This window comes from Stenotrophomonas sp. STEN035, from assembly GCF_056759935.1.
This window is the reverse complement of sequence record NZ_JBRRDY010000008.1, coordinates 134,139-143,689: the sequence shown is the minus strand read 5'-3', so window position 1 is coordinate 143,689 and position 9,551 is coordinate 134,139. Positions and strand designations below refer to the sequence as shown.

General features: G+C 62.8%; 12 protein-coding genes. 1 reads left to right on the top strand and 11 read right to left on the bottom strand.

Annotation, left to right across the window (positions count from 1 at the left end):
• Positions 1-129 precede the first annotated feature (129 nt).
• From ACVOLL_RS06435 to ACVOLL_RS06390, 10 genes are all read right to left on the bottom strand, one after another.
• Positions 130-591 (bottom strand): DUF6491 family protein, encoded by a 462-nt coding sequence (locus ACVOLL_RS06435; RefSeq protein ID WP_481512143.1) that lies wholly within the window; start codon positions 589-591, stop codon positions 130-132.
• A gap of 109 nt (positions 592-700) precedes the next feature.
• Complete coding sequence (gene lolD, locus ACVOLL_RS06430; RefSeq protein ID WP_481512142.1) at positions 701-1,411, bottom strand: lipoprotein-releasing ABC transporter ATP-binding protein LolD; 711 nt, start codon at positions 1,409-1,411, stop codon at positions 701-703.
• Entirely contained in the window at positions 1,404-2,645 is a 1,242-nt protein-coding gene (locus ACVOLL_RS06425; protein ID WP_481512141.1) for a lipoprotein-releasing ABC transporter permease subunit, read from the bottom strand. The genes lolD and ACVOLL_RS06425 overlap by 8 nt, the downstream gene beginning before the upstream one ends.
• Before the next feature lie 24 nt (positions 2,646-2,669).
• Positions 2,670-3,002, bottom strand: coding sequence for a hypothetical protein (locus ACVOLL_RS06420; protein ID WP_481512140.1), 333 nt, complete (start codon positions 3,000-3,002; stop codon positions 2,670-2,672).
• A gap of 67 nt (positions 3,003-3,069) precedes the next feature.
• Positions 3,070-3,324, bottom strand: coding sequence for an FAD assembly factor SdhE (locus ACVOLL_RS06415; RefSeq protein ID WP_481512139.1), 255 nt, complete (start codon positions 3,322-3,324; stop codon positions 3,070-3,072).
• Positions 3,325-3,608: 284 nt separating this feature from the next.
• The gene (locus ACVOLL_RS06410; protein WP_481512138.1) at positions 3,609-4,394 is read right to left on the bottom strand and encodes a succinate dehydrogenase iron-sulfur subunit; all 786 of its coding nucleotides are present in this window, start codon (positions 4,392-4,394) and stop codon (positions 3,609-3,611) included.
• Positions 4,395-4,412: 18 nt separating this feature from the next.
• The gene (sdhA, locus tag ACVOLL_RS06405; protein WP_481512137.1) at positions 4,413-6,203 is read right to left on the bottom strand and encodes a succinate dehydrogenase flavoprotein subunit; all 1,791 of its coding nucleotides are present in this window, start codon (positions 6,201-6,203) and stop codon (positions 4,413-4,415) included.
• 3 nt (positions 6,204-6,206) lie between these two features.
• Positions 6,207-6,590 (bottom strand): succinate dehydrogenase, hydrophobic membrane anchor protein, encoded by a 384-nt coding sequence (gene sdhD / locus ACVOLL_RS06400; RefSeq protein ID WP_282268787.1) that lies wholly within the window; start codon positions 6,588-6,590, stop codon positions 6,207-6,209.
• Complete coding sequence (gene sdhC / locus ACVOLL_RS06395; protein WP_282268784.1) at positions 6,587-6,979, bottom strand: succinate dehydrogenase, cytochrome b556 subunit; 393 nt, start codon at positions 6,977-6,979, stop codon at positions 6,587-6,589. The genes sdhD and sdhC overlap by 4 nt, the downstream gene beginning before the upstream one ends.
• Positions 6,980-7,033: 54 nt before the next feature.
• Positions 7,034-7,207, bottom strand: coding sequence for a DUF1674 domain-containing protein (locus ACVOLL_RS06390; RefSeq protein ID WP_481512136.1), 174 nt, complete (start codon positions 7,205-7,207; stop codon positions 7,034-7,036).
• A 39-nt stretch (positions 7,208-7,246) separates the two neighbouring features.
• Here ACVOLL_RS06390 and ygfZ point away from each other — a divergent pair, with 39 nt between their 5' ends.
• On the top strand, positions 7,247-8,104 hold the full coding sequence (gene ygfZ, locus ACVOLL_RS06385; protein ID WP_481512135.1) for a CAF17-like 4Fe-4S cluster assembly/insertion protein YgfZ: 858 nt from the start codon (positions 7,247-7,249) through the stop codon (positions 8,102-8,104).
• Between the two features lie 272 nt (positions 8,105-8,376).
• Here the strand turns inward: ygfZ and ACVOLL_RS06380 are convergent, their stop codons facing one another.
• Positions 8,377-9,471 (bottom strand): ABC transporter ATP-binding protein, encoded by a 1,095-nt coding sequence (locus ACVOLL_RS06380; protein ID WP_481512134.1) that lies wholly within the window; start codon positions 9,469-9,471, stop codon positions 8,377-8,379.
• Between the last annotated feature and the right edge of the window lie 80 nt (positions 9,472-9,551).

Genomic DNA, 9,551 nt, shown 5'->3' with positions numbered 1-9,551 from the left:
TTCGGCGCGGCTGGCCCCCGCGTTCTCCTCCTCATCATCAGCCTGTGCTGCCGCCCCCTCCCCCGCCGCTGCCATTCCACCCCCCCCCCCCCCCCCCCCCCCCCCCCCCCCCCCACTACAGGTACTGCTTCATTCCGTCTCGGTGCCCTGATCTGCGGCACGCTCGGAAATCTTTGCTTCGCGCAGCTGTTTCTCCGATGCACGCAGCGTCTTCACGTCCAGCGGCTGGATGCTGTCAATCCGGCACGGCACATGTGCCATCGGGCCGCCGCCGTGCACCACCACACGATCAAAGCGCGCCGACACCTGGCCCATCATATTGGTGATGCTGATCGCCGGGGCGAATGACAGATCCATGCATGGCCCGCTGAGATTCAACAGCCAGGCTTCGTTAGGCTTGGTCCACACTGCCAAGGCGCTGTCGCCCAGCTCGGTCCAACCATTGAGCGAACCAAAGTATCTGAAGCTCTTCACCGGCTCACCGGCGTGCGCGCGGTATAGATCCAGACGCTCGGCGCTGGTCAGTTTCCCGGTCGTGGCACAACCGCCAAGAACGGCGGCCAGCATCATCGCAACAAGCATTTTTTTCATGGCAGCACTCCTCATCGAAGGAAACAACCTGACCCCATGAAGCAACGAGCAGTTACCCAAGCATGATAGTCCCGTGGCAGCCACGGGATCATCACCTGCTTTTCGCGATTCAGACGCCGCTGCTGGCCAACTCATGCAGGCGGCCCTGACGCAGCTCCAACACGCGATCCAGCTTGCGCGCCAAACTGCGGTCATGGGTGACCAGGACCAAACTGGTGCGGTGGACCCGATTCAACTCCAGCATCAGATCGAACACGGTGCCGGCGGTCTTGTCGTCTAGATTGCCGGTGGGCTCGTCACCGAGCACGCAGCCCGGCTGGTTGACCAGGGCACGCGCAACCGCCGTGCGCTGGCGTTCGCCGCCGGACAACTCACCCGGCTTGTGATCCAGGCGATGACCGAGCCCAACCGACTCCAGCAAGGCCTTGGCGCGAGCGCTGGCGCCGGCCGGATCGCTGCCACCCAACATCACCGGAATCATCACGTTCTCCAGCGCAGTGAACTCCGGCAACAGGTGATGGAACTGGTAAACAAAACCGAGTGAGCTGTTGCGCAGCTTGCCGCGCGCCGCATCGGACAGCGCCGACATGCGCTGGCCGGCGACATAGACCTCGCCTGCAGTCGGAATATCCAAGCCGCCCAACAGGTGCAACAAGGTGCTCTTGCCTGCGCCCGAGGCACCTACAATGGCCACGGTTTCGCCTGCAGCGACGTTCAAATCCAGGCCGTCGAACACCGGCGTGCGCATCTTGCCTTCGGCGTAGGTCTTGCCCAAGCCTTCGGCGCGGATTACCGATTCCATCAATGCGTTCTCATTCATAGCGCAGCGCCTCGGCCGGCTGGGTGCGGGCTGCGCGCGACGCCGGGTAGATGGTTGCGGCAAAGCTCATCAGCAGCGCCACCACGGTGATCACCACGATATCGGCGGTCTGCATGTCGGTCGGCAGGCCGGTGATGTAGTACACATCCTCCGGCAGCAACTTGATATTGAAGACGGTCTCGATCAGGCCGAGGATGCGCTCCAGATTGAGGGTCAAGGTGATGCCACTGATCACGCCAACTATCGTGCCGAATACGCCAATCAGGGTGCCCTGCACCATGAACACCTGCATTACTCCGCCGGGCGTCAGGCCGAGCGTACGCAGGATGGCGATATCGGCCTGCTTGTCGGTCACCAGCATCACCTGCGAGGACACCAGGTTGAACGCACCCATCGCCACGATCAGCGACAGCAGGATGCCCATCACCGTCTTTTCCATGCGCAGCGAGTGGTAGAGATTGGCGTTCTCCTGGGTCCAATCGCTCACCCGGTAATAACCATTGAGGTTGACCGCCAGATCGCGGGCCACGGTATAGGCCTGGTCCATGTCGTGCATTTTCAGGCGCACGCCGGTGACGCCGTCCATGCGCAGCACGCGCTCCATGTCCTGCATGTTGGTGAAGGCAACGCCGCGGTCCACTTCATTGGAGCCGGCCTCGAAGATGCCGCTGACCTTGAAGCGTTTGACCCGCGGCATGGCGCCCATCGGCGTGCCCTGCACTTCGGCCAGCGTGGCCACGACGCTGTCGCCGACATCCACGCCCAACCAGATCGCCAGCTCCTTGCCGACCACCATGTTGAATTCGCCGGGCTGCAGGCTGTCCAGCTTGCCCTTGGTCATCTTCTCGGCCAGCACCGAGACCTTGGATTCCTGCGCCGGGTCAACGCCCTGGATGATCGCGCCCTGCACACGCAGGCCGCTCAACATGCCCTGGATCTCGATATACGGCGCGGCACCGGCCACTCGCGGATCTTTGGTCGCCACGTCGATGGCGTGCTGCCAATTGGCCATCGGCTCGCCATCGGCACTGACCGTGGCGTGGGCCGACATCTGCAGCAGACGGTCGCGGATCTCCTTCTGGAAGCCGCTCATCACCGCCAGGGTGGTGATCAGCACCATCACGCCGAGCGCGATGCCAAGGATGGAAGCCATGGAAATGAAGGAAATGAATCCATTGCGGCGCTTGGCGCGCAGGTAGCGCAATCCGATTGCGACAGGTAAGGGTTTGAACATGCGTGTCTGCCCGTGAACTGGTTGCTATGGTGCCATTCCCGGCGGCTGGCGGGAAACGCCATGTGCCTTTACGGCCAGTCGCAGTTCACGTCGCTGCGCCCTGGGCAGCGTATCGGGCCAGAACAGCAGCTGTTGGCGGCGCTTGCCCAACCTCCAGCGCAGCACCAGCAGCGGGCCACGTTCGAGCAGTTCGATCCGCTCCACGGGTTCGGCGTCGATACAGGGCGGACCTGGTGGCGGCGGTATGAGTATGTTCCGGCACGGCTTGCGCGCCTCGGCGCGCGCCAGCAGCAGGCCCCAGCCAAGCACGCACACGGCCGAGGGCCAGGCATAGCCCGGCTCCAATCTGCAGTTCACTATCGAAATCGCGGCGAGTACCGCCAGGCCCAGCAACGCGCAGCTCAACCAGCGCGACGGGCGCCACTCACACCGGAAGGGCGCGGATATAGGCGATGAGTTGCGCCTGCGACGCATCCGAACAGACCTCGTAGCCCATGGACCAGCGCCACAATTTATCGTCTTCGGTTTCCAGCAATTGCAGGAAAACCTCGCGCTCGGCGGCAGGTGCTTCCAGCCAGCGACGGTCCAGATAACGGCCAAACAGCTGATCCAGCTCGCGCATTCCACGCCGGCAGCGCCAGCGCAGCTTCTTCAACAGGATTTCGTCTTCGGTCTGCATGGCTTCAAGCTTAAGCCCCTCTCCCGCAAGGCGGGAGAGGGGTTGGGGTGAGGGCAGCTCCTGGAGTAATTCCGGAACAGCACTCGGAGTCCAGCAAGAGGCAACTTCAAAAGCTCCCCTCATCCGCCCCTTCGGGGCACCTTCTCCCGCAAGCGGGAGAAGAAACATCAACAGCGCTGAGAACCCGACCATCTTGCGCCGGACCCATCGCTCTCCCGCAGGCAGGAGAGCGAAAAGCCATAACACAGCAGCCCTGCTCCGGCTTGCGCCGGAGCAACCACGCTTTACGCGCGGCGCGCCATCATCAGCTTCTTGATCTCGGCAATTGCCAGTGCCGGGTTCAAGCCCTTCGGGCAGGTACGTGCGCAGTTCATGATGGTGTGGCAGCGGTACAGCTTGAACGGATCTTCCAGATCGTCCAGGCGTGCGCCGGTGTCTTCATCGCGCGAGTCGATGATCCAGCGGTAAGCCTGCAGCAGGATCGCCGGGCCCAGGTAGCGCTCGCCATTCCACCAGTAGCTCGGGCAGCTGGTCGAGCAGCACGCGCACAGGATGCACTCGTACAGGCCGTCCAGCTTCTTGCGGTCTTCCGGCGACTGCAGGCGTTCGCGGTCTGCCGGTGCCGGGGTCTGGGTGCGGATCCACGGCTTGATCGAGGCGTACTGCGCATAGAAGTGGGTCAGGTCCGGAACCAGATCCTTGACCACGTCCATGTGCGGCAGCGGGTAGATCGGCACTTCGGCCTTGCCGCAATCGGCAATGGCGCGGGTGCAGGCCAGTGTGTTGGTGCCGTCGATGTTCATCGCGCACGAACCGCAGATACCCTCGCGGCAGGAGCGACGGAAGGTCAGGGTCGGATCAATCTCGTTCTTGATCTTGATCAGCGCGTCCAGAACCATCGGGCCGCACGCATCGAGATCGATCTCGTAGGTGTCGGTACGCGGATTCTGGTCGCCATCGGGGCTCCAGCGGTAGATCTTGAAGGTCCGCGTGTTCTTCGCGCCGCCCTTGGCGGGGAAGTGCTTGCCCTTGGTCAACCGGGAGTTCTTCGGGAGTGCAAATTCAGCCATGTTCGTAAGTTCCCCGGATCAGTAGACGCGCGGCTTCGGCGGCACCACGGACACGTCATCGCTGAGCGTGTACATGTGCACCGGGCGGTAATCGAAGCTGCACTTGCCCTTGTCGTCGACAGTGACCAGCGTGTGCTTCTGCCAGTTGACGTCGTCGCGGTCCGGGTAATCCTCGTGCGCGTGGGCGCCACGGCTTTCCTTGCGCTGCTCGGCCGAGTTGATGGTCGCCACTGCGTTGAGCAGCAGGTTGTTCAGCTCGTAGGTTTCGATCAGATCCGAGTTCCAGACCAGCGAACGGTCGGAAACCTTGACGTCCTGGAACGAATCAAACACTTCCGCCATCTTCTGGCAGCCCTCTTCCAGCGTCTTGCTGGTGCGGAACACGGCAGCATCGTTCTGCATGGTGCGCTGCATGTTGTCGCGGATGACCGAAGTCGGCGTATCGCCATTGGCGTGACGCAGCTTGTCGAGCAGACCCAGGGCCTTGTCGCAGGCATCGGACGGCAGGGTCTTGTGCGCAGCACCCGGCTTGATCGTCTCGGCGCAGCGGTTGGCCACGGCGCGGCCGAACACCACCAGGTCGAGCAGCGAGTTGGAGCCCAGACGGTTTGCACCGTGCACGGACACGCAGGCCGCCTCGCCAATGGCGTACAGGCCCGGCACCACTGCATCGGGGTTGTCGCCGACCTTGCGCACCACTTCACCGTGGTAATTGGTCGGGATGCCGCCCATGTTGTAGTGCACGGTCGGGATGACCGGGATCGGCTGCTTGTGCACGTCCACGCCCGCGAAAATGCGTGCGCTTTCGGCAATACCCGGCAGCTTGTCGTCGATCACGCCCGGGCCGAGGTGGGTCAGGTCGAGCAGGATGTGATCCTTGTGCTCGCCGACGCCGCGGCCTTCGCGGATTTCGATGGTCATCGAACGCGACACCACGTCACGCGATGCCAGATCCTTGTAATGCGGTGCGTAGCGCTCCATGAAGCGCTCGCCACTGCTGTTGCGCAGGATGCCGCCCTCGCCTCGCACACCTTCGGTGATCAGGCAGCCGGCGCCATAGATGCCGGTCGGGTGGAACTGCACGAATTCCATGTCCTGCAGCGGCAGACCGGCACGGGCCACCAGGCCACCGCCGTCACCGGTACAGGTATGCGCCGAGGTGGCGCTGAAGTAGGCACGGCCGTAACCGCCGGTTGCCAGCACCACGCCCTGCGAACGGAACAGGTGCAGGGTGCCTTCAGCCATGTCAAGGGCGAGCACGCCGCGGCACACGCCTTCGTCGTCGAAGATCAGGTCGAGTGCGAAGTACTCGATCATGAACTGCGCATCGTGCGCCAGCGACTGCTGGTACAGGGTGTGCAGGATGGCGTGGCCGGTACGGTCGGCGGCGGCGCAGGTACGCTGCGCGGACGGGCCTTCACCGTACTTGGTGGTCATGCCACCGAACGGACGCTGGTAGATCTTGCCTTCTTCGGTGCGCGAGAACGGAACGCCGTAGTGTTCCAGCTCGATGATGGCCGGGATGGCCTCACGGCACATGTACTCGATGGCGTCCTGGTCGCCCAGCCAATCCGAACCCTTGATGGTGTCGAAGAAGTGGTAACGCCAGTCATCCTCGCCCATGTTGGCAAGCGCGGCGGAGATACCGCCCTGTGCTGCCACGGTGTGCGAACGGGTCGGGAAGACCTTGGTGATGCAGACAGTCTGCAAGCCCTTCTGGGCCAGGCCAAACGTTGCACGCAGGCCAGCGCCACCGGCGCCGACGACGACCATGTCGACCTTGTGTTCAGTGATGTTGTAAGCGGACATGTATCAGTTCCCAAACGCGATGCGGGCAACCGCAAAGATGCTGACGATGGCGCCGAGCACGGCAACGAACTTGACCGTGGTCTGCAAGGCCAGGGCCATCAGCGAGTTGTGGATGTAGTCCTCAAGGACCACCTGCAGGCCAAGCTGGGCGTGCCAGAACATGGCAACCAGGAAGCCACCCAGCAGGATCGCGTTCCACGGCTTGGCAATGGTTTCCACGGCGGTAACGTAATCGGCGCCCATCAGGCTCAGCACCAGGCACAGGAACCAAATGGTCAGTGCGACCAGGGCGGTAGCGGTCAGGCGCTGGTGGACGAAATGCTCGGTACCGGACTTGGCGCTGCCAAGGCCACGCGCATTCTTCAGCGGGGTGCGGTACTTGCTCATGCGGCAGCTCCCATGCAGACGTAAGCCCAGATCAGCGCGGTCAGCACCAGCGAAGCAATCACCGACACCCAGCTGCTGCGGATGAAGGTAGCCTTGGCGTAGCCGATGGCGAAGTCCTGCACGATATGGCGGATGCCATTGCACAGGTGGTAGGCGAAGCACCAGGTCCAACCGAACAGGATCACCTTGCCGTACCAGGCGCTGGCGTGGGTGGTGAAGCAGTTCCAGGACTCAGGCCCCATCATCAGGGCGAACAAGCCGCCCGCAATGATCAGGGAACCGACAGTCAGAATGATGCCGGTTACTCGATGCAGGATCGAGGTGGCCATCTGGATCTGCCAGCGATACACCTGCAGGTGCGGAGAGAGGGGGCGGGGTCTGTTCGCCATTCGCTGACTCGTATCTCGGCTGGGCGGCTCAATGCCGCGTTGGCTCAACGCTGCTCAGAAATCTATGCAGCGCCCGTTTTTCTCCCAATCGCCATACCGCACCGGATCAAGTCCGCCGCGGCCGCCTATTTCCTGAGGCACCGGTGTCACCTCGGGAAGCGGCTGCTTCTCGGGGGCCAACGGGGCTTCAGCTTCGGGCTCGGGAGTGGGGGTTGTTTGGCCTATCATTGGTGGTCTCGCAACGCACAAATTTTAGTCCTCAGTCACGTGTCTGACAACCTCGCCCCTGCTTTCACCGGTTTCCGCACACTTTCCAAGGCTCAGATCGTGAGCCTTGCGGGAGCCGATGCGGTCGCTTTCGCCCAAGCCCAGTTCGCCAATGACGTGCCCTCGCTGGCCGACGGTCATTGGCAATGGAGTGCCTGGCTGACCGCCAAAGGCCGCGTACTGTCTATCTTTCAGCTTGTACGGGTAGACGCACAGACCCTGCTGCTGGTCTGCCACGACGGCGGTGCCGAAGCCATGGCCGAGCAGTTGCGCCGCTTTGTATTCCGCCGCAAGGTCGTCATCAGCCATGCCAGCGCATTGGCGGTGAATGCCGCGCTGGAACCGCCGGTTTCGGCCCATGGCGCGCAATTGGCGCAACTGGCCGATGCCGTCATCGAGCTGGATGTGGGCAGCGCAGCGGCTCCGCGCACGCTGCAGATCGGCGGCGTTGCCGCTACCATCGACGACAGCGCTGAATTGGCATGGCGTCAATCCGACCTTCGTTTCGGCCTGCCTCGGCTTGAAGATGCACAGCGTGAGCAATGGACGCCGCAGCAGCTCGGACTGGATCGCCTGAACGCTTACAGCGTCAAGAAGGGCTGCTATCCCGGCCAGGAGATCGTCGCCCGCACCCACTTCCTGGGCAAAGCCAAGCGCTCGCTGGCGCTCTTGGAATGCGCCTCATTCGCAAATTCCGGTGACGCGGTCCAGCATGGCGACAGCAACATCGGCACCGTCGCCTGCGTGGCCGGTGCGTTGGCGCTGGCCGTGCTGCCATTGGAATTGCCGGAAGGCCAGCTTCAGGTTAGTGGCGAGACCGCCAGCATCCAGCCGCTGCTGGAAGGCCTGGCCCGCTGAGACCCTGTAGTGCCGAGCCATGCTCGGCAAGGGCATTCCCGGTAAAGCCTCTGCCGAGCATGGTTCGGCACTACCTAGGCATTGCCGGCCAGCTTTGTAGGAGCGGCGTAAGCCGCGAAGCCACAACTGCATCAAATCGCGAAGAGCACTACCCCTCCCCAGCCCTCCCCTTGCCTGCGGCAAAGGGAGGGAGCAAAACGTAGCGCCGAGCCATGCTCGGCTGGGGCATTGCCGGGAAAGCCTCTGCCGAGCAGGGCTCGGCACTACATGAGCTAGCCCTCTGCTTCGATGCGACTGCCGCTGGCCGCTTCAAAAAAGTGCAGCTTCGATGCGTTCACCTCAACTGCAATCTCCTGGCCGACCTGCGGCAGCTGCTGCGGCGGCACCCGCATGATCAGCGCCTGCTCGCCATAACGCAGATTGACGAAAATCTCATTGCCTACCGGCTCCAGGCCTTCGATGCGCGCATTGAACGCCGTCGCACCACTGCCCGGCTGCAGGTGCTCGGGCCGCACGCCAACCACCAGCGGCTTGCCATACCATTCCGCACCCAGCGACACAGCGCCGAGCGCCACTTCGACACCCTCTTCCAGTTGCAGCACTGCCGAACCTGCTTCATCAAGCCGCAATTGCCCACGCAACATATTCATCGCCGGACTCCCCAGAAACCCGGCAACAAACAGATTGACCGGCCTGTCATACAGCGCCATCGGCGTATCGATCTGCTGAACCACCCCTTCGTTGAGCACAACGATGCGTTGACCCAGCGTCATCGCCTCGACCTGGTCATGGGTGACATAGATCATCGTGGTGCCCAGCTTGCGATGCAGCTGCGCGATCTCGGTACGCACTGAATGACGCAGCTTTGCATCCAGATTGGACAGCGGCTCATCCAACAGGAATACCGCCGGCTCGCGCACCAGCGCACGCCCCAGCGCGACGCGCTGACGCTGACCGCCCGACATCGCGCGCGGCAGCTTGTCCAGCATCGAAGTCAGGCCCAAGGAATCAGCCGCCTCCTGCACCCGGCGTTGCACCTCGGCCTTGTCATGCCCGCGCAGCTTCAAACCAAAACCCAGGTTCTCGGCCACTGTCATATGCGGGTAGAGCGCGTAGTTCTGGAACACCATGGCGATGTCCCGATCCTTCGGTGCAACGTCATTGACCACCCGCTCGTCGATGCGCAGTTGGCCAGCACTGATCTCCTCCAGCCCGGCCACCATTCGCAGCAGTGTGGACTTGCCACAACCTGACGGCCCCACCAGCACCATCAACTCGCCATCGGCGATATCGAAACTGGCCCCGGCCACGGCAACCTGACCGTTGTCATACACCTTGCGCACACTGTCGAATTGAACCTTGGCCATCACTACCTCGTTGCGAGTCGAAACCTGGAGCCGGGGAACACTTGCGTTACAACGACAGAACAGTTTCCTGCAATCGTATA

Bases quoted from the DNA above. Each gene is read 5' to 3' on its own strand.
- ACVOLL_RS06435 (WP_481512143.1), bottom strand. From the start codon at position 591: ATGAAAAAAATGCTTGTTGCGATGATGCTGGCCGCCGTTCTTGGCGGT.
- lolD (WP_481512142.1), bottom strand. From the start codon at position 1,411: ATGAATGAGAACGCATTGATGGAATCGGTAATCCGCGCCGAAGGCTTG.
- ACVOLL_RS06425 (WP_481512141.1), bottom strand. From the start codon at position 2,645: ATGTTCAAACCCTTACCTGTCGCAATCGGATTGCGCTACCTGCGCGCC.
- ACVOLL_RS06415 (WP_481512139.1), bottom strand. From the start codon at position 3,324: ATGCAGACCGAAGACGAAATCCTGTTGAAGAAGCTGCGCTGGCGCTGC.
- ACVOLL_RS06410 (WP_481512138.1), bottom strand. From the start codon at position 4,394: ATGGCTGAATTTGCACTCCCGAAGAACTCCCGGTTGACCAAGGGCAAG.
- sdhA (WP_481512137.1), bottom strand. From the start codon at position 6,203: ATGTCCGCTTACAACATCACTGAACACAAGGTCGACATGGTCGTCGTC.
- sdhD (WP_282268787.1), bottom strand. From the start codon at position 6,590: ATGAGCAAGTACCGCACCCCGCTGAAGAATGCGCGTGGCCTTGGCAGC.
- sdhC (WP_282268784.1), bottom strand. From the start codon at position 6,979: ATGGCGAACAGACCCCGCCCCCTCTCTCCGCACCTGCAGGTGTATCGC.
- ACVOLL_RS06390 (WP_481512136.1), bottom strand. From the start codon at position 7,207: ATGATAGGCCAAACAACCCCCACTCCCGAGCCCGAAGCTGAAGCCCCG.
- ACVOLL_RS06380 (WP_481512134.1), bottom strand. From the start codon at position 9,471: ATGGCCAAGGTTCAATTCGACAGTGTGCGCAAGGTGTATGACAACGGT.